At 63.7% G+C, this 25,014-nt stretch carries 21 protein-coding genes and 1 pseudogene; 7 read left to right on the forward strand and 15 right to left on the reverse strand.

Translation table 11 applies throughout. The annotated features are described in order from the left end of the window. Positions 1-28: 28 nt before the first annotated feature. Entirely contained in the window at positions 29-3,100 is a 3,072-nt protein-coding gene (locus APT59_RS10885) for a hybrid sensor histidine kinase/response regulator (RefSeq protein WP_059314865.1), read from the forward strand. Here the strand turns inward: APT59_RS10885 and APT59_RS10890 are convergent. Next, positions 3,060-3,977 carry a helix-turn-helix domain-containing protein gene (locus APT59_RS10890; RefSeq protein WP_059314866.1) on the reverse strand — a complete coding sequence of 306 codons (918 nt, stop codon included), beginning with the start codon at positions 3,975-3,977 and terminating at the stop codon, positions 3,060-3,062. The two genes, APT59_RS10885 and APT59_RS10890, sit on opposite strands and share 41 nt — an antisense overlap. 114 nt (positions 3,978-4,091) lie before the next feature. On the opposite strand from APT59_RS10890, the gene pobA reads away from it, so the two are divergent. Both pobA and APT59_RS10900 read left to right on the forward strand, forming a co-directional pair. Further along, positions 4,092-5,276, forward strand: a complete 1,185-nt coding sequence (gene pobA, locus APT59_RS10895; protein ID WP_059314867.1) for a 4-hydroxybenzoate 3-monooxygenase — start codon at positions 4,092-4,094, stop codon at positions 5,274-5,276. Between the two features lie 77 nt (positions 5,277-5,353). After that, positions 5,354-6,129 (forward strand): annotated as a pseudogene (locus APT59_RS10900) (TSUP family transporter). On the opposite strand, the gene nudC reads toward APT59_RS10900, so the two are convergent. Together nudC and APT59_RS10910 are read right to left on the reverse strand one after the other, a co-directional pair. Continuing rightward, positions 6,097-6,924 carry an NAD(+) diphosphatase gene (gene nudC / locus APT59_RS10905; RefSeq protein WP_082696326.1) on the reverse strand — a complete coding sequence of 276 codons (828 nt, stop codon included), beginning with the start codon at positions 6,922-6,924 and terminating at the stop codon, positions 6,097-6,099. The pseudogene APT59_RS10900 and the gene nudC sit on opposite strands and share 33 nt — an antisense overlap. Continuing rightward, a complete protein-coding gene (locus APT59_RS10910) occupies positions 6,921-8,360 on the reverse strand; it encodes a ferrous iron transporter B (RefSeq protein ID WP_237140594.1) in 1,440 nt (479 codons plus the stop codon). The genes nudC and APT59_RS10910 overlap by 4 nt, the downstream gene beginning before the upstream one ends. A 3-nt stretch (positions 8,361-8,363) precedes the next feature. On the opposite strand from APT59_RS10910, the gene APT59_RS22715 reads away from it, so the two are divergent. Continuing rightward, entirely contained in the window at positions 8,364-8,708 is a 345-nt protein-coding gene (locus APT59_RS22715; protein WP_237140595.1) for a hypothetical protein, read from the forward strand. A gap of 306 nt (positions 8,709-9,014) precedes the next feature. Here APT59_RS22715 and dnaQ read toward each other — a convergent pair whose 3' ends face one another. The 3 genes from dnaQ to APT59_RS10925 are packed head-to-tail and all read right to left on the reverse strand — an operon-like array spanning position 9,015 to position 11,000. Beyond that, a complete protein-coding gene (gene dnaQ, locus APT59_RS10915; RefSeq protein WP_059314869.1) occupies positions 9,015-9,749 on the reverse strand; it encodes a DNA polymerase III subunit epsilon in 735 nt (244 codons plus the stop codon). A gap of 17 nt (positions 9,750-9,766) precedes the next feature. Further along, complete coding sequence (gene rnhA / locus APT59_RS10920) at positions 9,767-10,231, reverse strand: ribonuclease HI (RefSeq protein ID WP_059314870.1); 465 nt, start codon at positions 10,229-10,231, stop codon at positions 9,767-9,769. Beyond that, positions 10,224-11,000 carry a methyltransferase domain-containing protein gene (locus tag APT59_RS10925; protein WP_059314871.1) on the reverse strand — a complete coding sequence of 259 codons (777 nt, stop codon included), beginning with the start codon at positions 10,998-11,000 and terminating at the stop codon, positions 10,224-10,226. Before APT59_RS10925 ends, rnhA begins: the two co-directional genes overlap by 8 nt. 77 nt (positions 11,001-11,077) lie before the next feature. Between APT59_RS10925 and gloB the strand changes: the two genes are divergently transcribed. The 3 genes from gloB to fabI all read left to right on the forward strand — a co-directional run bounded on the left by gloB (position 11,078) and on the right by fabI (position 14,633). Beyond that, positions 11,078-11,857 (forward strand): hydroxyacylglutathione hydrolase, encoded by a 780-nt coding sequence (gene gloB / locus APT59_RS10930; RefSeq protein ID WP_059314872.1) that lies wholly within the window; start codon positions 11,078-11,080, stop codon positions 11,855-11,857. 145 nt (positions 11,858-12,002) lie between these two features. After that, a complete protein-coding gene (locus APT59_RS10935; RefSeq protein ID WP_156428944.1) occupies positions 12,003-13,637 on the forward strand; it encodes a lytic transglycosylase domain-containing protein in 1,635 nt (544 codons plus the stop codon). A 195-nt stretch (positions 13,638-13,832) separates the two neighbouring features. Then, entirely contained in the window at positions 13,833-14,633 is an 801-nt protein-coding gene (gene fabI / locus APT59_RS10940) for an enoyl-ACP reductase FabI (protein ID WP_042134086.1), read from the forward strand. Positions 14,634-14,689: 56 nt separating this feature from the next. On the opposite strand, the gene APT59_RS10945 is transcribed toward fabI, so the two are convergent. From APT59_RS10945 to APT59_RS10985, 9 genes are all read right to left on the reverse strand, one after another. Next, positions 14,690-15,553 carry a formate/nitrite transporter family protein gene (locus tag APT59_RS10945; protein ID WP_059314874.1) on the reverse strand — a complete coding sequence of 288 codons (864 nt, stop codon included), beginning with the start codon at positions 15,551-15,553 and terminating at the stop codon, positions 14,690-14,692. Further along, positions 15,553-15,798 carry a hypothetical protein gene (locus tag APT59_RS10950; RefSeq protein WP_059314875.1) on the reverse strand — a complete coding sequence of 82 codons (246 nt, stop codon included), beginning with the start codon at positions 15,796-15,798 and terminating at the stop codon, positions 15,553-15,555. Before APT59_RS10950 ends, APT59_RS10945 begins: the two co-directional genes overlap by 1 nt. Positions 15,799-15,893: 95 nt before the next feature. Further along, a complete protein-coding gene (locus APT59_RS10955) occupies positions 15,894-16,277 on the reverse strand; it encodes a response regulator (RefSeq protein WP_156428945.1) in 384 nt (127 codons plus the stop codon). Between the two features lie 105 nt (positions 16,278-16,382). Next, complete coding sequence (locus tag APT59_RS10960) at positions 16,383-16,595, reverse strand: hypothetical protein (protein WP_059314876.1); 213 nt, start codon at positions 16,593-16,595, stop codon at positions 16,383-16,385. Between the two features lie 228 nt (positions 16,596-16,823). Beyond that, a complete protein-coding gene (locus tag APT59_RS10965) occupies positions 16,824-18,176 on the reverse strand; it encodes an OprD family porin (protein ID WP_059314877.1) in 1,353 nt (450 codons plus the stop codon). Between the two features lie 128 nt (positions 18,177-18,304). Beyond that, the gene (locus APT59_RS10970; protein WP_059314878.1) at positions 18,305-19,771 is read right to left on the reverse strand and encodes an ABC transporter ATP-binding protein; all 1,467 of its coding nucleotides are present in this window, start codon (positions 19,769-19,771) and stop codon (positions 18,305-18,307) included. Continuing rightward, positions 19,768-20,589 carry an ABC transporter permease gene (locus APT59_RS10975; RefSeq protein WP_059314879.1) on the reverse strand — a complete coding sequence of 274 codons (822 nt, stop codon included), beginning with the start codon at positions 20,587-20,589 and terminating at the stop codon, positions 19,768-19,770. Before APT59_RS10975 ends, APT59_RS10970 begins: the two co-directional genes overlap by 4 nt. After that, entirely contained in the window at positions 20,586-21,521 is a 936-nt protein-coding gene (locus tag APT59_RS10980) for an ABC transporter permease (RefSeq protein ID WP_059314880.1), read from the reverse strand. The genes APT59_RS10975 and APT59_RS10980 overlap by 4 nt, the downstream gene beginning before the upstream one ends. Beyond that, on the reverse strand, positions 21,518-23,059 hold the full coding sequence (locus APT59_RS10985; RefSeq protein ID WP_059314881.1) for an ABC transporter substrate-binding protein: 1,542 nt from the start codon (positions 23,057-23,059) through the stop codon (positions 21,518-21,520). The genes APT59_RS10980 and APT59_RS10985 overlap by 4 nt, the downstream gene beginning before the upstream one ends. Positions 23,060-25,014: the final 1,955 nt, after the last annotated feature.

Consider the following 25,014-nt stretch of genomic DNA (forward strand, 5'->3'; position numbering starts at 1 on the left):
TTGCGCGCTCGCTGAACGGAACCCCAGCATGTCGATCACTTCGCTCGAACAGCAGGCACTCTTGCAGCTGACGTCCCATGCCCTGGTCATCACCGACCGCGATGGGCGTATCGAGCGTTGGAACCGGGGAGCGGAGCTCCTGTGCGGCTGGCCAGCTGCGCAGGCACAGGGGCAGCTCCTGCTCGAACTGCTGACGGTTGGCCAGGGCAGCGCCTTCCTGGCGACCGCCCAGCATCAGTCGCTGGTCGATGACCACGGTCGCGGTGCGGGCTGGATCGCCGTTCAGGGCAGCGCCTCCCGTTGGGTGGAAGTCGCCACGACGGCGCTGAGAAGCGCTGACGCGGTACTCGGCTTCGCCCATGTCCTGCAGGATCGAACCGATCAGCTGGTGTCCGAGGAGCGCGTGCGCCTGGCCCAGGAGGTCGGGCGCGTCGGCACCTTCGAGTTGCTGCCGGATGAAGCCCGCCTGCTCGTGTCTTCCGGCTTCTGCCAGCTGTGGGGGCTGCCGGAGCGACGCAGCTATGGCCTGGATGAGTTGATCAGGCAGTTGCATCCCAATGACATCGGCAGTCTGCGTACCCTGACCGCGACGCCCGCTGACGACGCCCTCGACTATCTCGAATACCGTATTCGTCGGGCCGATACCGGTGAGGAACGCTGGCTGGGCCGCCGTGGCCAGTTGATGAACAGTCAGGGCGGTGGGCGCTACCTGGGCGTCTGCTACGACATCACCGAGCGCAAGCGCGATGAGGCGGCCATTACCGAACGGGATGTCTGGCTGCAGGAGCTTTACCACGGCATGCGCGAGGGGTTCTATACCGCCCAGGCGATCCGGGATGCCAATGGCCTCATGGAAGACTTCCGCTTCCTGGAGGTCAATCCGATCTTCGCCACCCTGACCGGCATCCCGCTGGACCAGGTACTGGGCAGGACGCTGCGCCAGTCGCTGCCGCAACTGGAAGCCGATCTGCTGCCCGCCTACATCGATTTCATGAACTCCGACGCCGAGTTCACCCAGTTCGACATCCTGTTGCATCTGCAACACGAGCACTGGTACGAAGTACGCGCCCACAAGCTGCCGGGCGATCGCTTCGCGGTGCTATTCATCGACATCAGCGGCCACCGCCGCCAAGCCCAGGAACTGGCCCGCAACGAGGCGCAGCTGCGCGCCATCATCAACTCCATCGACCAGATGGTGTGGGCCACCCGGCCCGATGGCCATCACTTCTACTTCAACGATCGCTGGTATGAATTCACCGGGGTCCCCGAAGGCTCCACGGAAGGCGAAGGCTGGGCCAACGTCTTCCATCCCGATGACCAGGAACGCACCTGGAAGGTATGGCACCACAGCCTCAGCACGGGCGAGCCCTACCACATCGAATACCGCCTGCGGCATCGTTCCGGTCGCTACCGCTGGGTACTTGGCCGGGCGCAACCGGTACGTGACGCCAAGGGCCGCATCGAGCAGTGGTTCGGCACCTGCACCGATATCCAGAGCATCGTCGATGCGCGGGAGGTCCTGACCCGCTCGCGCAAGGAGCTCGAACACCAGATCGAACTGCGGACCCGCGAGCGTGACCGGATGTGGCGCATCAGCCACGATCTCATGGTGATCTGTCGGGCCGACGGCGAGGTGAAGACCGTCAACAGCGCGGCCACTCGCCTATTGGGACGACGCGAGACGGACCTGGCCAGCGTTCAGTTGGCCGAATTGATTCACCCCGACGATCAGCGCCAGGTGTTCGATACCCTGAGCTGCCTGGGGCGCCAGCAGGGCTCCGCGAGCCTGAGGGCACGGCTGCGAGGGCGCGACGGCAGTTACCGGGTGCTCGACTGGACGGCCACAGCCGAGGATGACCTCATCTATGCCGTGGGCCGGGATGTCACCGAGCAGCAGGAACTGCAGGAGCAGCTGCGCCAGGCGCAGAAGATGGAAGCGGTCGGTCAGCTCACCGGCGGTATCGCCCATGACTTCAACAACCTGTTGACCGGCATCATGGGGAGCATCGACATGCTGCAGCGCCACCACAAGGCCGGGCGCCAGGACAAGTTCGATCAATACCTGCACTCGGCGTTGAGCTCCGCCCAGCGCGCGGCAGCTCTCACCCAGCGGCTGCTCGCCTTCTCCCGGCGCCAGGCGCTCGATCTGCAGCCCATTCACGTGAACGATAGCGTCAGGTCCATGGAGGAGTTGCTGCTGCGCAGTCTGCGCGGTGACATCGTGCTGGTGCTCGATCTGAACGAGGATCTCTGGCAGGCGTTGACGGACGGGCACCAGCTGGAGAGCGCCCTGCTCAACCTGGTCATCAACGCCCGCGATGCCCTGCCCCACGGCGGGACCATCCGCATCGAAACGCGCAATGTCTACCTTGCCGAGAGTGGCAATGGCCTGGATGCGGTGAGCGCCGGCGACTACGTGGCACTGCTGGTCACCGACGACGGCACCGGGATGCCGCCCGAGGTCGTGGCGCGCGCCTTCGATCCCTTCTTCACCACCAAACCCATCGGCCAGGGCACCGGTCTGGGCCTGTCCATGATCTACGGCTATGCCAAGCAGTCCAAAGGGCACGTCCGTCTTGATTCCGTACCCGGCAAGGGCACGATCGTAGGCCTGTATCTGCCCCGCTACCTGGGTGCCGACGTCGAGCCACCCCAGGCGGCCATCCCTGCCCCTACCCCCAGCGGTGCTGGCAAGACCGTTCTGGTGGTGGAAGACGAGCCCGTCGTGCGGCAGATGGTCGTGGATCTGCTACGGGAACTGGGCTACGCCACCCTGCAGGCCGAGGATGCCCGCGCCGCCCTGCCCCTGCTGGAAAGCCAGCGGCCGATCGACCTCTTGCTCTCCGATGTCGGCCTGCCCGGCATGAACGGGCGCCAGTTGGCCGAGATCGCACGCCAGCGCCGCCCCGGACTCAGGGTGCTCTTCGCCACCGGGTATGCCGAGGGTGCCCATCTGGAAGGCTATCTCGACCCGGGCATGACCCTGATCACCAAGCCCTTCAACCTGGATGCCCTGGCGCTTCGCGTCGGCGAAACCCTGGCCGCGGACAGCGACGGCCTCAGCGCCGCAATTCCTCGCCCGCAAGACGTCGATAGCTGAGCGGACTCTGCCCGGTGCCGCGGCGAAAGAAGCGCGAGAAATAGGCCGGGTCGGCAAAGCCGAGCAGATCAGCTACCTCCGCTACCGATGCCTGGGTATAGGTCAGCCTGCGCCGCGCTTCCAGCAACAGGCGCTGGTGCACGATGGCCAGGGCCGAGGCACCCGCCAGCTGCCGGCACAGACTGTTCAGATGCACGCCTGAGATACCGAGCGCCGCCGCATAGCGGCCGAGACTCCACTGCTCGCGATAATGCTGCTCCACCAGCGCCAGGAAGCGACCCAGGTGCTGTTCGGCGCGACGTGGCAAGGCTACCTCCTGCTCATGTCGATGTTGCCGAATGAGCCAGATCGCCAGGCTATCGAGCAGGGCTTCGAGCAGCACTTCGCGTCCCGGCCGGCGCCCTTCGTATTCCGCGACGAGCTGACTGACGAGCTGGTCGATCCACAGGGCGTCGTCATTGGCCAGCACCAGGCGCTCTGCCTTGAAGAACAGGCCCTGTCCGGCTCTCTGGCAGCGTTGCTTCAGGCGCTCCAGCTGCGGGACCGGCAAGGTGATCACGAAGCCTTCGACCGCTGGATCGAAGGCGAAGGCGTGCACGCACAGCAGGGGTAGCACCACCAGCAAGGGCCCGGACAGCTCGCCGTGCCAATCCTCCAGCTGCAATCGCACCCTGCCCCGGCGTACATAGAGCAACTGGGCCAGATCCGCGTGCCTATGGCTCTCGATGCACCAGCCATGCAGCCGACTGCGACTCTCGATCGTCTCGCAGTGCAGCAGATCCGGTGCCGGCCAGGCCTGAGCCTCGCCGTACAGCTTGAAAATGGGTGGATAGGCGTCGTTCACCGTCAGCCCCTGGGCGATAGCCGCACGAATCATTGGAAAGTACCAGAAAGTCAGCGCAAAGCGCCTGTCGATACCCGAAAAAATCGTTCAAAAATACCGGAGCCATACAAGAAGACGGCGATTACGCCAGATAAGAGGACCTGCTTCATGCATACCCAAGTCGTCATCATCGGCGCTGGCCCATCGGGCCTGCTGCTGGGCCAGCTGCTCACCCGCTCCGGGATCGATAACGTCATCGTCGAGCGCCAGACCGCGGATCATGTCCTCAGCCGCATTCGCGCTGGGGTACTCGAGCAGGGTACGGTCGATCTGCTGCGCCAGGCAGGTGTCAGCGAACGGCTGGAACAGGAGGGCCAGGTGCATGAAGGGGTGGAATTCGCCATCCATGGCCAGCGCGAGCGACTGGACCTCAATGATCTGCTCGGCGGCCGCTGCGTCACCGTCTATGGCCAGACGGAGGTGACCCGTGACCTGATGGCCGCCCGGGTGGCCAGCGGCGCTCCTACCCTCTACCAGGCCAGCGAGGTTCAACTCCACGAGGTCAAGGGTCAACGGCCCTCTGTCACCTGCCAGGTCGCGGGCGACGCCCTGAGGATCGACTGCGACTACATCGCCGGCTGCGACGGCTTCCACGGCGTCTCGCGCCGCACCATTCCAGAAGGTGTCCTCACCGAGTACGAGCGGGTCTACCCCTTCGGCTGGCTGGGGCTGCTGAGCGATACCCCGCCGGCCAGCGAGGAACTCATCTACGTCAATCATCCCCGCGGCTTTGCCCTCTGCAGCATGAGATCCGCAACGCGCAGTCGCTATTATCTGCAGGTGGATGCCAGCGATTCGGTGGAGAACTGGTCGGACGAGCGCTTCTGGACGGAACTCAAGGCACGGCTTCCCGCCGAGACGGCCGCCCAACTGGTGACCGGACCCTCCCTGGAAAAGAGCATCGCCCCGCTCCGCAGCTACGTGGTCGAACCGATGCAGTATGGCCGGCTGTTCCTGGTCGGCGACGCGGCTCATATCGTGCCGCCCACCGGCGCCAAGGGACTCAATCTGGCCCTGGGCGATGTGCGCAATCTGCATCTGCTGCTGGAGCGGGCCTATCACCACGGCGACGCCAGCTGTCTCGAGCGCTACTCCGAACTTTGTCTCAAGCGCGTCTGGGCCGCGGTCCGTTTTTCCTGGTGGATGACCACGGCGCTGCATCGCTTTCCCGATACCGATGCCTTCACCCAGCGGGTGCAGGATGCCGAGGTGCGTGCGCTGCTGGACTCCAGAGCCGGTCGCACTACCCTCGCGGAGAACTACGTCGGCCTGCCCTTTCCGGACTTGGATTGATCGAGCGGGCAGACAGGTGGTGAGCGGCGCCCGTCTGATGCATGATGGCGCCCCCGTTCCACCTGGCGCCCGCTCCCATGTTCGAATTCGCCCTGGACCCCATGACCCTGACGCTGCTTGCCGGGGTCGCCTTCCTGGCTGGTTACATCGATGCCATCGCCGGCGGTGGAGGTTTGCTTACGGTTCCTGCGCTGCTGATGGCAGGCATCCCGCCCCATCTGGCCATCGGCACCAACAAGCTCAGCTCCACCTTTGGCAGCGCCACCGCCGCCTATACCTTCTATCGCCGCAAGCTGTTCCAGCCCCGCCAGTGGCGACATGCGCTGGTGGCAACCGCAGTGGGCGCGGGCATCGGAGCGTTGGTGGCCCACCATTTGTCCGCGGAATTCCTCAATCAGCTGCTGCCGGTGGTGGTTTTCAGCTGCGCGCTCTATCTGCTGTTTGGCGGCACGCCCAAGGCGCCAGTGCTGAGCGATGCGCCCGTGCCGCAACGGCGGCAGTGGCCCCAGGGCCTGACGCTCGGGCATACGATGGCATGTTCGGTCCCGGGACCGGCGCCTTCTGGACCGTCAGCAGCCTGTTGCTGTATCCCCTGGATCTACTCAAGGCCAGCGGCGTGGCACGCACCATGAATTTCGTCAGCAACGGCGTGGCGCTGGTGATGTTCATCGCCCTCGGTCAGGTTATCTGGGTACTGGGGCTGACCATGGGGTTGTCGCTGACCCTGGGTGCCTATCTGGGCGCACGCAGCGCCATCGCCGGGGGTGCCAAGTTCATTCGCCCGGTATTCATCTGCGTGGTGCTGGCGCTGACCGTCAAGCTAATCTGGCAGCACTGGTTTGGTCCCGCCTAGGCGTTCGACCCGATAGAGATCGATCAGATAGCGGGAGATGGAGAACGGCGGCGGTAGCGTCGGCAGCTCGTTCAGGTGGAACCAGCGGGCATCTTCGATCTCTTCCGGCTGGCAACGGATATCGCCATCCAGGTAATCGACGTGGTACCCCAGCATCAGCGAGTGCGGATAGGGCCAGTTCTGACTACCTTGGTAGCGCAGGTTGCCTACCGTGACACCCACTTCTTCCATGATCTCCCGGTGCACGCAGGCTTCCGCCGACTCGCCCGGCTCGACGAAACCCGCCAGGGTACTGAAGACCCCTGGCGCGAAGCGCGGCGATCGTGCCAGCAGGACCTCGTCACCCCGGGTGATCAGGGCGATCATGCTCGGGGATAACCGCGGATACTGGGTCAGCTGGCAATTCGGGCATTTCAGGCCACGCTGCCCATCCAGCGCGAAGGTGCCTGTGCCGCACTGACCGCAAAAGCGGTGCTGGCGTGCCCAGGTACCGATCTGATTGGCATAGCCCAGGAGCTTGAACAGCGCATGGGGCGATTGCAGCATCAGGGGCCGAAGGGGCTGCCAGGCACAGCCCTCGATGTCCGGTGGCGAATCCAGTTCGAGCAAGGTGACGGGCTGATCCTGCCAGAGCCCCAAGCCATGACGATCACCAGCAAGGCCCTGGACGTGCGGATCGTCCGGGGCGAAGAGCACGTCCGTACTCCGGGAGAGAAAGGACTGACCGCTATGGACGACCAGCCAGCCGGTCGCGGGTTGGGTGGTCTGAAACCAACCAGACTGCCAGGCCATCATGCGGCAGCCGAGGTCCAACCCAGGGCGCGAATGCTCTGTGCCGCGATGTCGAGGATTTCCGGCGTACCGTCCTGGCCCTCGGTACCGCCACTCTCGACAAAGAACTCGATGCTGCTGAGAGCGTCGGCCAATACTTCCAGGGTGGCCGGCTCACAGGCCTGGCCGCCTTCGATCAGGCAGCGCTGGATATAGCCGGTACAGGCCCGTACCAGTTCAGCGGCACGTGGATTGCCCAGGAAGAACAACGCCCCCCGTACGGTATCGAGCAGCGCGGGGACCGTGGCCAGGTGCAGAGCATCGCCACGGGAGTCGAGGAAGGCGCCGATCGCGCGCTTGGCATCTGTCAGGCCCTTGTAGGCTTCACGGTGCAGCAACGCCTGGGCTTCGCCGAGCTGATAGTGGGCGACACTGACCTGGACATCGTCGGCTTCCAGGGGAACGTCGATCAGGGAACCCTGCCCTTCGGGATGAGCCACCAGGCTTTCCACGAGCAGCAAGGCGTCGGCCAGGGGGCTGAGATCTTCGAGTACGAAGGTCTTTTCCCGGAGCTGGGAGATGCTCGGCAGGCACTGCTGCAACACCTGCCCGGCATTCTCCTGGCCAACCATCTCCAGCGTCTTGCCAAGTAGGCCGACCTGGACATACAGCCGGGAGACATTGTCGGACAGCGGCGCACGATGCTGCACGGCGGCGTTGCGCACCTCGCTCTCGATGAGATCGATCAGGTCCTTGACCGTCTCCAGCTCTTCGCGAATGGCTGCGGACAGCGAATGCATGACTGCATGACCGGGACCGGCCAGACGCTTCTTGCCGGCTTCAAGCTGGCTATCGGTGAAACCGAGACGCTCTATGCTGTAGGCATTCATGACTTCCTGCTGGTGGGCGCTATCGGCCCCTGCCAGCGCCAGCAGGTAGAGAAGTTCCTTGAGGGTGCTGCGCGCAGGCTCATGCAGATCATTGCCCAGCATCTGGCGCAACTCGCGGTCGACACGGGCGAATAGCTGCTTGCGTTCGCGGGTGGCGGTCAGGCGGCCTTGGGCGAACCCCTCGACCGTGGCGGCCGCGACCCAGGGCAGATAGCCGCCAACATGATCGTGCAGCAGTGCAGCGGATCGTTCCAGGGCGCGCGCCATGAGTCTGAGACTGGCCACGGCATTGACGTCACGCAGGAATCCCAGCAGGCCGATCTGGTACATCTGCCGCATCCGGCGAGCCTGGGCCTGGCGTTCACGCATGCCGAGTCGGGTGGTCTCGCTGATCAGCGGACGCTGATCGAGACGAACGCTGAAAAAATAGCTTTCCGAAAGCTCGGGCTCGCCCCCGGCAAGGCGCAGGGCGTTGATCGCGGGCAGCAGCAGTTCGGGCATCTCGTCCTGGCCGCTGCGCAACTGTTCCAGGTACCGGCGCAGTACATGCAGGCCCCGACAAATCGACATCAGGTGTTCGTCGTGTTCGGGACCAGCGCCGGCGGGGATGTCATTGGCAATCTGCAGCGTTTCGTGGGCGAGCAGTTGGGCACCCGCCAGTTCGATGAGCGTCAAGGCGCCTCGAATCTGGCCGATACTCTCGACCGCGCGCTGCAACAGACTGCTGCAGTGCCGCTCGACAATGAAACGTTCAAGATGGGACTCAGCTTCCTCGATGGTCGCGAACAACTGTTCGCGGACCAAGCTCAAAGCTCTCGCTCCGGTCACCATGGTGCCTTACGCCTCCTGCGCCAATACAACCTCGCAAACGCCACTCTAAAACGGGAAGAAAGATTTGCTGTTTCCGATGAAGCCTAGGTGCCCGTGTCTTCCTGACCGAGCCACGCTAATCATCCCATGCATGGTTGCCGGGATCACTGCTCCGAAACACCAGACCTGTAAATCCACAACAGCGAAGCGATTATTCCGAATCGTCTTAGGAATCAAAGGAACGAAGAAAGTTCCGTGAGACTCGAAATATGATGCTTCATGCGGGCTCAATTGCTTAGCCTGCAGCATCTTTGTTGAACGGTAGCTGAAAATTGTGAAGGCTTTCAGCTTATTCAGACGAACGCTAACGCCTGACCAATGATAGGCCAGGCGGTTAGCCGTGCAGAGGAGCCATCACTCAGCGCCAGGCGTGGATAGCCAGAGTGGTACCCTGCCGCAGCTCTTTTCGATCGCTGCCATACGGGCGGCATGGGCATCGAGATCCTCCGCGGTGGCGCTGATGACCCGGGTCCGCTGGCGATCGGCTGGTAGGCGCTTGATCGGCATGACGTAGTTGCCATCACCATTGCCCTCCTGCCCATGCGCGGCCAACGACAGGCTGGTCTGGCCACCGGTCATGGCCAGGTAGACGTCGGCGAGAATCTCGGCGTCGAGCAGTGCGCCGTGCAGTTCGCGGTTGGAATTGTCTACGCCATAGCGCTTGCAGAGGGCGTCCAGGCTGTTGCGCTGACCGGGATGGCGACCGCGCGCCATGACCAGGGTATCGAGGACCGAGCAATGCTGGGTGATATCGGCCCGCTCGGAGTGAACACCCAGGCGCGCGAACTCCATATTGATGAAGCCCACGTCGAAGGGCGCGTTATGGATGACCAGTTCCGCGCCTTCGATGAATTCGAAGAAGCTGTCGGCGATCTCGGCGAAGCGTGGCTTGTCGGCGACGAACTCGTCGGTGATGCCGTGGACCGCGATGGCACCCTCGTCGATCTGCCGATCCGGATTGAGATAGACATGGAAATGCCGCCCGGTCAGACGCCGGCCAATGACTTCCACCCCCCCGATCTCGATGACCCTATGCCCATCGGTCACCGGCATGCCGGTGGTTTCGGTATCCAGCACTACGTATCTCATCGCTACCTCTCGCCCTGCTAGACCTTGGCGGCCTGCCTGGCCTGTCTGACTTCGTCCACGCCTCGATTGGCCAACTGGTCGGCCCGCTCGTTCTCCGGGTGACCGGTATGGCCGCGCACCCAGCGCCACTCGATCTGGTGGCGCTGGACCTGGGCATCCAGGGCTTGCCACAACTCGGCATTTTTCACCGGCTGCTTCGCAGCGGTCTGCCAGCCGCGCTTCTTCCAGTTAACCAGCCACTGGGTGATGCCCTTCATTACATACTCGGAATCAGTGGTCAGGCGGATCTGGCAGGGGCGCTTGAGCGCTGCCAGGGCCTGGATGGCCGCCATCAATTCCATGCGATTGTTGGTGGTGTTGGCTTCTCCGCCCCAGAGCTCGCGCTCCGCACCCTTGAATTTCAGCAAGGCACCCCAGCCACCCGGCCCGGGATTACCCTTGCAGGCGCCGTCGGTAAAGACCTCGACGATGTCGTCACTCATTGGATTCACTCGATTCGCGCCGGCTGATCTTGGCCACCGGCATGGGCAGCAGCTTGCCGCGCGGTTCCCTGCGCACCTGGGGTGCGGGGCGCATGCCAAACATCAGCTTGCGCGCCGATAGCAGATAGAAGCCCGCACCCGCCGCCTGTTCGCGGTTGGGTTCGGCTTCGCCTTGCTCCATCCAGGCCAGACGCTGTTGCCACTTGGGGGATGAAAGCGGCGGACGATAACACCCGAAGCGCCGTTTCTCCAGCGCGAACCCCAGCACCGACAGCCAGTCCGCGACCCGATGAGCACCGAAACAGCGCGCCTTGCGCAGCGCATCGCGGGCCAGGTAATGACGCACCCCCCATAGACTCCAGGGATTGATCCCGACCACCACCAGATGCCCGCCTGGCCTGACACTGAGCGCCGCCTCACGTAGCAGTCGATGGGGGGCCAGGGAGAAATCCAGACCATGCTGCAGCAGCACGACATCCGCCGCGTGTTCGCCCAGTGGCCAGGCCCCCTCCTCGCAAACGATATCGACATCGCCGAGCGGCGGACCGATACGAACACGATGCCGGAGTTGGCCACAGTTGGCGGGCGACTCGGGATGAGGGCCATAGTGGACCAGGTAGCTGCCGAAATGCCGCTTGAGCTCTTCATCGATCAGCAGCCGCTCCTGTTCGAGCAGCAACTGCCCCAGGGGCCCCGACAGCCACTCCCGGGCCGAGCTCATCAGTTTCAACCAGCGCGGATCGACCTGGGCGGAGAATTCATCGTGCATCGTCTGGTCCTCTGATACTGAAGCCTCTGCTGTTACCGTGCTACCGACTGCTACCCTAGCGATCAGAGAGTAACCTCATGTTCGACATCCTTCCGCTGCGCGCTTTCAACGACAACTACATCTGGCTGATCACCGACACCGAGAAGAGACAGGCGGTCGTGGTCGATCCCGGCGACGCCGCACCGGTGCTGACCTGGCTCGATGACCACCCTGACTGGCGGCTGACCGACATCCTCATCACCCATCACCACAACGACCACACCGGCGGTATCGCCGCACTCAAGCAGCGCAGCGGTGCCCGAGTGGCGGCGCCAGCCGACGAGCGTATCGCCGAGGTCGACCTGCCGCTGGCGGACAACGATCGTCTGGAAGTCCTGGGCGCTACCTTCGAAGTCCTGCGAGTCCCTGGCCATACCGCCGGCCATATCGCCTTTTATCTCGCCGGCGAGCGACCGCTGCTGTTCAGCGGCGACACCCTCTTTTCCGCAGGCTGCGGTCGCCTCTTCGAGGGAACGCCTAGCCAGATGCTGGCCTCCCTACGCCGACTGGCCAGCCTGCCGGACGCCACCGAGATCTACTGCGGCCACGAATACACCCTGAGCAACCTGCGCTTCGCCCAGGCCGTGGAACCGGATAGCCCCGCCGTCCAGGAAGCCCTGGCCGAGACCGAGCGGCTACGTGACGCCCAACGCCCCACCCTACCCTCTACACTAGGTCGCGAACGCCACATCAATCCCTTCCTACGGACGACCGAGCGCAGCGTTCGGCAACGTTTGCAAGAGCAGCGCGAGGTGGCCGCGGATGCCTCGGAGGATACCTTTTTCGCGGCCCTGAGAGCCTGGAAGGACACGTTCTGACACTCATTGATCGGCCCCTCTGGCAGCGCTGGAACAGCGGGTCTTCGGTCGTCGTACAGGTCACAGGCTGACGGGTTGTTCCTTGACCCCCCGGGATGCGGTTCCTAGAATCGCCCATCCTCCAGTTCCCGGAAAGCCCAGACCAATGCCGCCAGCGACGCCGAAAACCCGCGAAATAGACGTGCTGGCCACCTCTTTCAAAGTCTCGGCGCTATGCCTTGCTGTCTTCCTCGCAGGTTGCCAGAGCACCCCGCAGTCGGCGGATCAGCCCTACCAGGCCGATCTGGAAATGACGCCCAACAAGATGCAGCGGCCTCCCGAGTGGTTGCGCAAAGCCCCGGCGGCGGCGGCCACCAGCGGCGATATCTGGGACAGAGTGAGGGACGGCTATCAACTACAGGGCGCGGGCGACAACGGGACCAACCCACGCATCGAACGCCAGCGACTCTGGTACGCGAGCCACGAGGCGGCGCTCGCCCAATCCTGCAGCCGCGGCGCCCCCTATCTGCACTACATCGTCGAGCGCCTCAAAGAGCGCAACATGCCGCTGGAACTGGCCCTGCTCCCGGTGGTGGAAAGCTCCTTCAATCCCAATGCCCTCTCGCGTAGCGCTGCCTCCGGTCTCTGGCAATTCATCCCGACCACGGGCAAGTACTTCAACCTGCGCCAGACCCGCTTCTACGACGGTCGCCGCGACATCACCGCCTCCACCAATGCCGCGCTGGACTATCTGACCAAGCTGCACGACATGTTCGGTGGCGACTGGCTGCTGGCCCTGGCCGCCTACAATGCTGGCGAGGGAACGGTGAGCCGCGCCATCGAGCGCAACCAGTCGCTCGGCCTACCCACCGATTACTGGAATCTGTCCTCACTACCGGCAGAAACCCAGGATTACGTGCCCAAGCTGCTCGCCGTTTCCCAGATCGTACGCAATCCGGACGCCTATGGCCTGGCCCTGGAATCCATTCCGGACGAGCCCTACTTCGAGGTGGTGGACATCAAGCAGCACCTGGACCTGGCGCGGGTCGCAGAGCTGGCCGACCTGGATGCCAACGAACTCTATCGCCTCAATCCCGCCTACACCCAGCGCGTGACCATGGACGGCCCCAAGCATCTGCTGGTGCCGGCGGAAAAGGCCAAGCGTCTGGTCGCGACCCTGCCCAATATCGCCCCCGAAGCCGTGGTGCGCTGGCAGGAATACCGGATACGTAAGGGCGATACCGTGCGCAGCATCGCCAAGCGCAATCGCGTGAGCGTCGAGCAACTCGTAGCACTCAACAAACTCAGTAGCAGCAGCCGCCTGTCCGCTGGCCGGGAATTGATGATTCCGCGTCGCGAGACCGGCAAGACCACCACCCCTCTCGAAACCATCGCCGTGGCCGAAGAGCCCGTGGTACGGACCTACAAGGTGCGGACCGGCGACAGCCTCTGGTCCATCGCCCGCGCCAACGAGGTGGAACTGGGCGATCTCAAGCGCTGGAACGACCTGGGCAAGCGTGGTCTCAAGGTCGGTGAAACCTTGAAGCTGCATGGCACTGGCAGCAGCACTGCCACGGCCGTGGCGATGCCGGCGTCCTATACCGTCAAGACCGCCAAGGCGGCAGCCAAGACGACCAAGACCGCCAAGGCTGCCCCGACCTACTACCGGGTCAAGGCCGGTGATTCGCTGTACCAGATCGCCAAGCGCTACAACATCGGCGTGCAGGCCCTGCAGGATTGGAATCCGCGCATCGCGTCGGCCCTGACGCCTGGTCAGACACTGACGCTGTTCCTCAACTGAGCCGCGACCCCGCACCGCAGCGGTCATCCAGCGCTTTTGTCGCGGGTATCGACCTGCTACCTTACCGCCCCACCCGTGTCGGGTACCTCCAGGTGCCCGGACCAGATCTCGCTCTGACCTGCGCAGAGCCCTGCCCAACCCGGACCTCAGCCCTCTGGCTGCTGCCTGGGATTCAACACAGAAGAGGAAAAAACCATGGGATTTCTCGCCGGTAAGCGCGTTCTCATCGTCGGCGTCGCCAGCAAGCTGTCCATTGCCTCCGGCATCGCCGCGGCCATGCACCGCGAGGGCGCCGAGCTGGCCTTCACCTACCAGAACGAGAAGCTCAAGGGTCGCGTCGAAGAATTCGCCGCAGGCTGGGGCTCGAACCCCGAGCTGTGCTTCCCGTGCGACGTCGCTGACGACGCCCAGATCGAAGCCGTGTTCGCCGCACTGGCGAAGAAGTGGGATGGCCTGGACTGTATCGTCCATTCCGTCGGCTTCGCTCCTGGCGATCAACTGGATGGCGACTTCACCGCTGTGACCACCCGTGACGGCTTCAAGATTGCCCACGACATCAGCGCCTACAGCTTCGTCGCCCTGGCCAAGGCCGGTCGCGAGATGATGCGTGGCCGCAACGGCAGCCTGCTGACCCTGTCCTACCTGGGTGCCGAGCGCACCATGCCCAACTACAACGTCATGGGCATGGCCAAGGCTAGTCTGGAAGCCGGTGTACGCTACCTGGCCGGCAGCCTGGGCCCGGAGGGTACTCGCGTCAACGCCGTGTCCGCCGGCCCCATCCGTACCCTGGCGGCCTCGGGCATCAAGAGCTTCCGCAAGATGCTGGCTGCCAACGAGCGCCAGACCCCCCTTCGTCGCAACGTGACCATCGATGAAGTGGGTAATGCCGGCGCCTTCCTGTGCTCGGATCTGGCCTCGGGCATCAGTGGCGAAATCCTCTACGTCGACGGCGGCTTCAACACCACCGCCATGGGCCAGCTCAACGACGACGAGTGATCGTGGCAGCTGCCTGATCAGCGCGAAGGGCCGGCTATTTGCCGGCCCTTCTGCTTTCAGGTTTCGCTGCGTACCTGAGCGTGGCTGATCAGCGCGAAGATCAGGCTGCCCCCGACGATATTGCCTGCCAAGGTCGGCCCGGCGAAGGTCAGCCAGAAGTCCCCCCAGCTCGCCTCTCCGGCGAACACCAGATACGCCACCTCCACACTGCCCACCACGATATGGGTGAAGTCGCCCAGTGCCATCAGATAGGTGATGAGCACAATGATCCAGATCCTGGCGTTCTCCGCTGCCGGCAGCATCCAGACCATGGTGGCGATCATCCAGCCCGAGACTATGCCCTTGGCGAACATTGCCGAGACATCGTTCTCCATCACATGGGTGCCGATCTGCAGAAATTTCGCATCGGTCTTGGCGTCGAACAGTGGCAGGTGCAGGACCACGTAGGCCACCAGGATGGTACCCAGCAGGTTACCGACCAGCACTACGCTCCACAGCCGCGCCAGTCGGCCGAAGTTGTGTAACGTGGGCTCGCTCATCACGGGTAACACCGCCGTGAGGGTATTCTCGGTGAACAGCTGCTGGCGCGCGAGGATCACCGCCAGAAAGCCTGCCGAATAGCCGAAGCTGGCGATGATCTTGGTGTAGCCCCCCTCGGGCAGATTCGCATTGAGCAAGCCCATGGCCATCAGCGACAGGCCCATGGTCAAACCCGCGGCCAGCGCCGACCAGAACAGCGCAGCGAGGGTCCGTTCCAGCTCGTGATCACCCTGGGTACGAATGATCTCGTGCAGCACCACGGCACGTGGCAACTGGTTTTCGTCGACATCCTCCTCTTCTTCGCGACTCAGCTCCGGATCTTCCGGAGTGGACTCCCCGCTCTGTCGAGGTTCTTCGTCACGCTCCTGGTCTCGCTTCATCAGACGGCCTGCTCGTCCCAGAGAAGTTCATCGTTCTCACCGATTTCCGTCACGCGATTGAGGGCCGCATCGGCGGCTTCCTCCGCTTCGGAGGCCAGGTCGAAATGCCGCTCGGTCGCGACCTTGTGAAAGGTCGGATGCGCATCCTCCCGCCGCGCCTTGACGGCGATGACCGCTTCGAATCCCTGCTCAGCCGGAACGGCAGACGAGATCGCTTCGTGATGAGTGAAATGCTTGATAGCCATGGACGCCAATGTCTCCCAACCTGAGGCGACCGGACTGGTCGCGCCTGATCAATAGACTGTCCTGGCGGGAAAACGATCTGTGCGGCGGGTGTCGATCAGGCGCCGAGCAGCTTCTGCACCTGCAGGTGCAGACGTTCGAGGGAGAACGGCTTGGTCAGCAGAGGAACCTTGCCCAGTAGCGGGGAGCCGGTATCGATGATTTCGGCAGGATAGCCGCTAATGAACAGGACCTTGAGATCGGGGCGCAGCTTGAGTGCCGGCTCGGCGATCATTACGCCGGAAACGTCATCGGGCAGACGAAAATCGGTGATGAGGAGATCGAGATGTGGCCTGCCCGCGAGGATGCGGAAGGCTTCGAGCGAAGACGGGGCCTGCAAGACGGTGTAACCCAGTTCGGAAAGATAGTCCGCAAGGATCATCAAAATCTGCGGCTCATCCTCGACCACCAGGACGACCTTGCCAGTTTCCCCACTCACCATCTAACCCCTGTACGCAAACGTTCGGCTCCCTTCGACAGAAAGGGCCGATAAAGTTCAAACTATCGAAAGGTAAGGGCCGCCGAGCGTACCGGCAGCCCCTTGGCCTTACTGCTGTTTTTTCTGGCCTTGCTCGTTGATGGTGGTCTTGCCAGCACCGGTGGCGGCGCCAGCGCCTTCACCGGTCTTCTGACCAGCCGGGGTACCCATACCAGCACTGTTGGCCTTCGGCGGGTTACCCGCGCTCTCGGCTGCGAAGGCAGCGCCACTGACGGCGATCAGACCAGCAAACATCAAGGCGGCGGTTTTCTTTGCGTTCATGGTAGGACTCCGGTTTGATTGGACACTGTTTAGGCAGGCCAAGCGCCGATTCGTTCTCTACCTCTGCATGCGAGGGCTGTAACCGGATGCGAACCTCATGAGCGCGCTCTTTTCTGTAGGGCTTAGCGCCCTCTCACCTGCTCGCGCTCAACCGGCTGGCGCCAGGCCTGGCTTGGACATCCACACCAGACCCACCGCCACAATCGTGCCAGCAGTACCGGCCGAGCGTCAGAGCAGTCGCAACGGATAGTCGACGATCACCCGCAGCTGATCCACCGAACCACCGGTGGAGAGCGAGCCGCGGTGCCAGGCCTGGCGCACCCTGATGGACAGTCCCTTGGCCGAACCGGCCTGCACGACATAGCGTCCTTCCAGATTCAGCTCGCGCTCCTGGTCATCGGCTCCGTACATCCCTCGGTAGGCGCTACCCACGGGCAGGTGGCTGCCATCGATGTCGGTACCCTTGATATAGCGGGTCATGAGACTGAGACCCGGCACGCCCAGCGTCTTGAAGTTGAGGTCGTAGCGCGCCTGCCAGGAGCGCTCTCCGGGTGCGTTGAAGTCGGAAAACATCGAAGCGTTGCCCAGGAACAGACCACCGCCGGTACGGCCGTTGTCACCCATGCCGATGTAGTCGAACGGTGTATCGCCATCGATCCGCTGCCAGCCGAGGGTGAAGGTCTGGGGGCCGTGGCTGTAAGCGGCAGCCAGGCTGTATGACGTATTGTCGATAGGGCCAGCATTGGCGGCGCCGGTATCCCGGGTGCGATAGAGGTTGCCGTCGAAGGTCAGGGATTGGGTGGCCGACAGTGGCCGTACCAGATTGAAGTTGCCGTAATACTGGTTCCAGATGTCATCGAGCTGGGCGGCATAGAGCGACAGACTGACACCCTCGGCCAGCTTGTACTTGCCACCGGCGAAGTCGACGTGATCGGCGCGGCGGCGGGCGTAGCCCGCCCAAAGATCGCCGTCCCTGTTGGTACTGACCTGATCAGTACCCGAGGTGAAATGCCCGGCTTCCAGGGTCAGGTCGGGGATATCGGTGCTCAAGAGGCTCCAGCCGGTGGCACTCTGGGGCACCAGGCGGCTGGTGCTGATGGCGAACACCGGCGCCGTGGGCAGTTGCTGGCCATAGCGAACAACCGTCTGCCCCAGCCGCAGCTTGGCTGCCGCGCCGGCCCGGGAGTATTCGTCTGCCGGCTCGTTGGCGGCATGGATTGGCAGGTTGCCGGTACCCCGCCGCCCAGGACCGGCATCGAGCTTCATGCCCAGATAGCCGAAGGCATCGACACCCAGGCCAACGGTGCCCTGGGTGAAGCCGGACTGGTAGTCCAACAGGAAGCCCTGGGTCCAGTCCTTCTGGTCAGCACGCCCGTTGCGGCGATCACTGCCGAAGTAATAGTTGCGCAGGGTCAGCGTGAGCTTGCTGTCGTCCAAGAAGCCGTCAGCCCTGGCGTCCTGCCCATTCAGGAGTAGTACGCAGCTACCCAGCACGCCGAGCGCGAGAGGTGCGGCCAGACTGCGCCCCTTCAGCCCGTGAGCGCGAGGGGATGTTCCTTTCCGATATAGCGAGAGTTCCATGAAGTCCTCGGGATACTGTTGGCGATCTAGTTATGTGAAAGGCGCGCGCGCGAAAGCAGCGGATTCCTTCCGCGGCGGTGGCGACGTCCGGTGGGTGAGGCCCGCCCTCCCCAGCGCGGGCCGTTACGTCAGGTCAGGGACTCAGCCAATCGGCTGCCCCGTCCTGCTACAGCTGCCGGCTCCTGCAGCGTCCTCGTGCCGCCGGCCAGATGCAGGCGCCGGTCCGACACGGCGTCCACGAGGTCTTCGTCGTGACTGACCAGCAGTATGGCCGTCCCGAAGGCTTCGGCAGTCTCGGCCAGCAGCTCGATCATCTCCTTCTGGGTGATGAGATCCAGCCGCGAGCTGGGTTCGTCGGCAAAGATCAGCACCGGATCGAGCAGCAGTACGCGCAGCAGGGAAAAACGCTGCAGCTCGCCACCCGAGATGTTGCCGGGCAGTCGATCCAGCAAGCCTTCGTCGAGGCGCAGGCGCTGCATCAGTCGGCCGATTCTGGAGGTGTCCAGCCGGTGCAGCTGAACCAGATCCGCCAGCAGCTGGCGAAGGGTCACCGAAGGCGCAAAGGCGGCGACCGGATCCTGGTGCAGCTTCTGGAAGGCGAAGCGGCTCAGACCCGGCTGACGCCGGATCGCGCCCGCGCTGGGAGCGGCAAGCCCCAGGATGAGGTCGCCCAGGGTCGACTTGCCACAACCGGATGGTCCGGTCACTCCGAGAATCTCGCCTGGCCTGACCGCGAAGGAGAGGTCTTCGAACAGCTGCCGACCGCCGCGCTGGACCGCCAGACCCTCGACCGCCACCACGGGGTCGCCCGTGAGCGGTCGCGGCACCCGTCTGGGCCAATGCGCAGGATCGGCGGCCAGCAACTGGCGGGTATAGGCGTGCTGCGGCTGACCAAGGACCTGTTCAGCGCTACCGGACTCGACCACCCTCCCCTTGAGCATGATCATCACCTCGCCGCCCAGTCGGCGCGCCACTTCAAGATCGTGGGTGATGATGAGCAGACTGCCGCCATCGGCCAACATGGCCTTGAGCAGGTCGATGACCTCGTCGATACGATCCCGATCCAGGCCCTTGGTGGGCTCGTCGGCGATCAGCACCGGCGAGCCACCGGCGTGGGTGGCGGCGAAGGCCAGGCGTTGCGCCATGCCGCCGGACAACTGGAAGGGATACTTGCGCTCGGCGCCGGTCAGGCCCAGTCGCGCCAGATCCGCGGTAGCCTTCTGGCGGGCCTCCGCAGTCTTGAGCCCGACCACCTGGGTATAGGTCTCAGTCACCTGGGACAGCGCCTTCATGGTCGGGTCCAGGCTCAGCCAGGGCTCCTGGGGCAGCACGGCCAGCCCCCTGCCCCAATGCTGACGGCGGCCGGACTGACGCCCCTCCTCGCTGAAGCCGTCCGGCAAGCCGACCTGCCCGTGCGCCTGCAGCCCCGCCGGCAGATTGCCGACGACGCCCTGGGCGAAGAGACTCTTGCCGGAGCCGGTTTCCCCGATGATGGACAGCACCTGACCCGGTGCCAGGCTGATGGACAGCGGTGCCACCAACTGCGCCTCTGCCGTGCGGATCTCAAGCGCCGTGGTCATGAGCGACGAGGTCATGGCTTGCGTCCTCCAGTGATGAGCATCAATGACAGCACGGTCAGAAAGATCGCGATGATCGGCAGGGCGATGACGTAAGGCGCCTCCGCGTAATAGGGCAGCAACTCGGTGATCATCAGCCCCAGCTCCGCCGTGGGTGGCCGCACGCCGATACTGACGAAGCCCAGAGCGGCAATGGCCATGATGGTCGAGGCGGCGCCGAAGGCTGCGATGGTCAGCAGCACCGGTGCCAGCTGTGGCCAGAGGTGACGGCGTACGATGTAGACGGGACCGAAGCCCAGCAGCTGGCTGGCGAACACCGCCGGCGAGGCCAGCACGGTGCGCGACAGGGCGCGGGTCATGCGGAAGTATTCCACCCACAGCACCAGGGCCACGGCGCTATAGAGCGCGACGAAAGACCCGGGAAATACCGCGACGATCAGCAGTACCAGCAGCAACCCCGGCAAGGCCAGGAACAGCTCGGCCAGCCCACCCAGCAGCTTGTCGACCAGACCGCCCTTCCAGGCGGCGAGGATCCCTAACAGCACACCAGGGATGGCGGCGGTACAGACACTGATGAAGGCCAGCCCCAGGGAGAAGCGGATGGCCACCGACAACCGGGCCAGCATGTCGCGCCCCAGGTGGTCGGTACCGAAGGGATAGGCGCTGCTGGGTGCCGCGAGGATCGCCATATAGTCCTGGCGGGCGATGTCGCCTTGCCAGAGCAGCGGGGTCAGCACCGCGAAGGCGACCAGGGCTCCCAGCAGGCTCAGACCCAGCCAGCGGGCGGAGGATTTTACCGGTGGCGCCGCCAGGGCGGCGGTAGCGTCCAGATTCATGCGTTTCTCCCGCGCGGATCGATCAGGTGGTTGGCGAGATCGACGAGGGTATTGAGGATGACGAACAGCAGGCCCATCGCCAGGGCGGTCCCCTGCACCATGGGCACGTCGCGCTGGACGATGGCATGGACCAGGCCGTGGCCAATGCCCGGCCAGGCGAACAGCGTCTCTACCACCACCACGCCCTCGATGAGATACACCAGCTGTACCCCGAGGTAGGTCACCACCGGCACCCCGATGTTGCGCAGGCCATGGCGCAGGAACACGCTGGCGCCTCTCAGCCCCTTGAGTCGGCCAAAGCTGTAGTAGGCGGATGCCGCCACCTCCACGGTGGCATCCCGGGCAACCCGGGAAGACACGGCCGCCAGGCCCAGTGCCAGGGTCAACGTGGGCAACACGCTGTGCCAGAAGGTGCCGTGCCCAGCCGCCGGAAACAGCTTCCAGGAGATGGCGAACAGCAGCACGAAGATCACGCCCAGAACGAATTGCGGCAGCGCCCGGATGGCGGTGGTCAGCACCAGCAGGCCGCGATCCAGCACACTGCCCGGACGCAGACCCGCCACCACGCCCAGCGGCGGCCCGATCAGTAGCGACAGGCAGACGGCGCCAATGGCCAGGCGGATGGAGCTACCTAGCTCATGGGCAACGACGTCCATCACCGGCTTACCGGACACCAGCGAATGCCCGAGATCCAGGGTCAGCAGATCGCCGATCCAGGTAAAAAAGCGCCAGAGCAGCGGCTGATCGAGATTAAGTTCGGCCCGCACCGCCTCGGCGGCGGCGGTATCCACCAGGTCGTAGCCGTAACGTCCGGCGGCGATGCGGTAGGCGGCGTCACCCGGCAGTAGATTCATGAACAGGAAGGTAAGGCCTCCGACCACCAGCGCGACCAGGCCCGCCTGCAGCAGGCGAAAGGCGAGCAATCGGGTCATTGGGTCCACCGCATCTTGCTCAGGCCGAAGGTGCGCTCGAAGGGATCGATGGCGGCGCCTTCGACGGCATTGGAGACCGCCATGGTCTGGCGGTACCAGGCCACGGGAATCACCGGCAGGTCCTTTTGCACCTGGGCAATGGCGGCATAGCGGTGGCGCTGTTGCTCGGCTGGATCATCGCTGGCCAGCAGCGCGGCCAAGGCCTGGTCGAAGGCAGGATTCTTCCAACCCAGCGGCCCCCATTCGGCGCCGCCGTGGCTGAAATCATTTAAGAGGGTGACCAGAGGATCGGGCACCAGGGCGAAGTTGCGGCCATAGAGCGCCAGCTGCAGTGAGCCGTCATTGTGGGCTGCCGGAATGGCGCTGGAGTTCTGCACCGCGACCTCGACATCCACGCCAACCTCCCGCAGCTGCGCCTGCAACGCGGTAGCGATCAACGGCAGCTCAGGACGATCGGAATAGGTCAGCAGCTTGAGCTTGAGAGGCTTGCCGTCCTTCTGCAGGATGCCATCGGCTCCAGGTGCCCACCCGTGCCCGGCCAGTAGCGTGCGCGAAGCGCCCGGATCGTAGGCGAGTGGCGCCAGCTCGGGGTCGTGCCAGGCAGGCACGTTCTTGGCGAACAGCTGGGTCGCCCCGGTACCCGGCGCTCGCAATACGGCGGCGGCGACTCCCTCGCGCTGGATAGCCAGACTGAGCGCCTGGCGGACCTCGACCGGCGCAGTGGCGCCAGCGCCGGAGTTGGGGGTCAGCAGCACCACCCGCGGGACCGGCTCGATCAGCACCTTGAGGCTGCTCGAGCGCTTGAGCCGGGCGATGCTCGGCGGATCGAGCTGGAATACCAGCTCCGCATCGCCACTCTCTGCCATCAGGGTACGCGTCTCGCCCCGGCCGGCGGCCAGGTAGGTCGTCCGGGCGATTTCCGGCTTGGCGCCCCAGTAACCCGTGAAGCACTCCGCGGCCAGGCGCTGCGGCGGCTCCAGCAGCGTCAGCTGGTACGGTCCCGTGCCGATGATCTTCTGCACCTTGCCCTCGGTGTCATAGGCCGCTGGTGCCAGGATATTGGTGGAGGAATGAGCCAACAGCGCCAGCAGCGGTTTGAAGGGCTTCACCAGGCGGATCACCACCTCATTGCCTGCCGCGGTGACCGACTCCATGCCGGCCTGCTTGAGCACTCCAGGCTTGCCCCGTGCCGCGTTCAGCGCGGCCGCCGCAGCATCGGCCGTGAGATCGCTACCGTCATGGAATTTCACGCCCTGCCGAATGGCCAGGCGCCAGGTCAGGCCATCTGCCGACTCCGTCCAACGCTCTGCCAGTCCAGGAAGCGGCTTGCCTTTGGCGTCGGCTTCCAGCAGCGTTTCGGTGATCTGCATGCGCTGGAAGACAAAGCCCGAGATGGACGGATCCAGCCCGCCAATCTCGAAGGGGCCGACCACGTCGAAGACGCGGTCCTGGGCATTGGAAAGCGTGGGCACGAAAGCGACCAGGGTCGCCAGCGCCGAAGCCGTCAGGGCTGTACGGAAGGTGCGGGATAAAAGCATGACAGTCCTTAGCAAAGCGAAAACGCCGATACCCACTGCTGACGCCAGAGCATCGGCCAAGCCAATCAAGGCGCACGTTATATCATAACGTTTTCGCGGGAATCTAAAGGCAATCCCTGATGGCAACATCTTGAAACAGCTAGCTAAAATCAGGCGATGGAGTTCTGGCTTTCGCCGCCCAATAACAGCGGACCTGCGCTCTGGTAGCCCTGGACGATTCACTGATGTAGGCCCGTGCAGGAAGAAAGGCCGGTATGTTCATGTGCTGAAGATGGCGTACTACAGCTAGGCGCCGTCCTGACAGGCAACTAGCGTGTCACTAGTGAGATAGCCGTCATCGAGGGCGCGGTCGTTGCTGGCATCGGCCTATCCCACGAACCGCCAAGGCGGCGTACAGACTTGCAGCGCTAAGCCCACCGCATCCCATGCTCCGCATGCGTCCCCCTCAAGCCTAAGCAGTCAGGGTCCGCTCGGAGACCGGGAAATCTTGATAGACTGTGGGCCTCTCGCGGCGCCGCCTGATCTGGGCATAGTCATTCACGCCCTTATCCCTTTCTCGCCGTGTCATCCTTTCTTCTGCTGCCGAGTGCTAGACGTTTTTTCCGAGTGCTTAGATTTAGCACTGAGCCAGGAAGACACGCCCACAGGTGCAGCACATTGCTACAAACGAAGTCTCCCAATGCTAGCCGAAACCGCCTCAAACCCAGCAACCACGCGCCCTGAGCCGTCCCGCCGCTTTTCCGTGGCGCCCATGATGGATCGGGCCGACTGAAGCTGGAACGCCCGCCTGGCGCTGCCTCCAGAGTATCCCGTTTCGGCTCGTAGCAAATTTGTAGCAACGCCTTCTCCTTCCCTCGCCTTTTCCCTCTCTCTCACCCGCGAATCCAGCCTGTTTATTATTCGCCTCGGCCAACCTCTGGGCTTGGGCGTGTGAGCGTCTATGAACGTGCGAAAGCGTCAAAGCGAGCGAGAGACCTTTTGCGCGCAAATTGGGCGAGATCCCGGATTTATGTTCGAGCAAGGGGATGGCGTTACTTCCGTTACCTGGACGCCTTTCACCGAGCTAAGGCCCGTCCTACAAGGCTTCCAGCCAATCCGGCTGCCGTTACTTTTTCGTTACTTCACCGTTCCTAAGTAACAATTTTCACTGTTACTTTTGAAAAACTGAAAACCGCTCTAAATCAATGGTTTAAGAAAAAGTAACGGTACAGGTAACGGCTGAGTAACGACCACGAAATTGGCCGCGAGCCCAGTGATGACGCGGGCTCCCTTGCCCGGCCTATCCCAAAGGAACGGAAGTAACGCCCCGAAGCACCCCATATAGGATTTGAGCCAAGTCACGCGGTCCTGCAGGTGATATTTCAACGCCTACGCTTGACCGAACCGTAGGGTGCCGCGCAAGACTCCCCCCTTACCAAGCATAAGGACGGTAAAGGTGAACAGCGACGCCAGGGCGAGGCTTGCGTCTTATGTGGAAGGCTTTTTCCCATCCACATACGAGGTGGTAGTAACCGTATACGTGCTTGAAGGAGCATCCGCTCCAATCGTCACAGTCATGGTCATGGCTCCCAACAGAGTGGTGGCCTTCCACGACGCGTATCAGCATGAAGTGCTCGACGTCTCATACATGACGAGGGTGGCTGCACACCTGGTTCAGGTCGTCCGCACAGGGCCATGCATTACACGTCTTTAAAAAGCTCCAGTGGTGCAGGGATTCGCAGGTAATTCCACGTACCCAAAGCCTCCGTCTAGCCCAGTACTGGCGTGCACCAGGGCGTCGTGCAGGGCCGCAGAAAAAGCGACACATTTAGCCCGCAGGCGTGGCGGGGGGACGACGGCGCGCGCCAGGTACAGTCTCGCGGAGTTCAGCCGGGCCGGCGGTTCATTGAACCCTCGTGAGCTCGTCCGAGGGCCTGGCGCGACTCGCCCTCTTCCTTGTGCGCTAGCACTAGCTA

This window comes from Pseudomonas oryzihabitans (genome assembly GCF_001518815.1).
Lineage (GTDB): Bacteria > Pseudomonadota > Gammaproteobacteria > Pseudomonadales > Pseudomonadaceae > Chryseomonas > Chryseomonas oryzihabitans_E.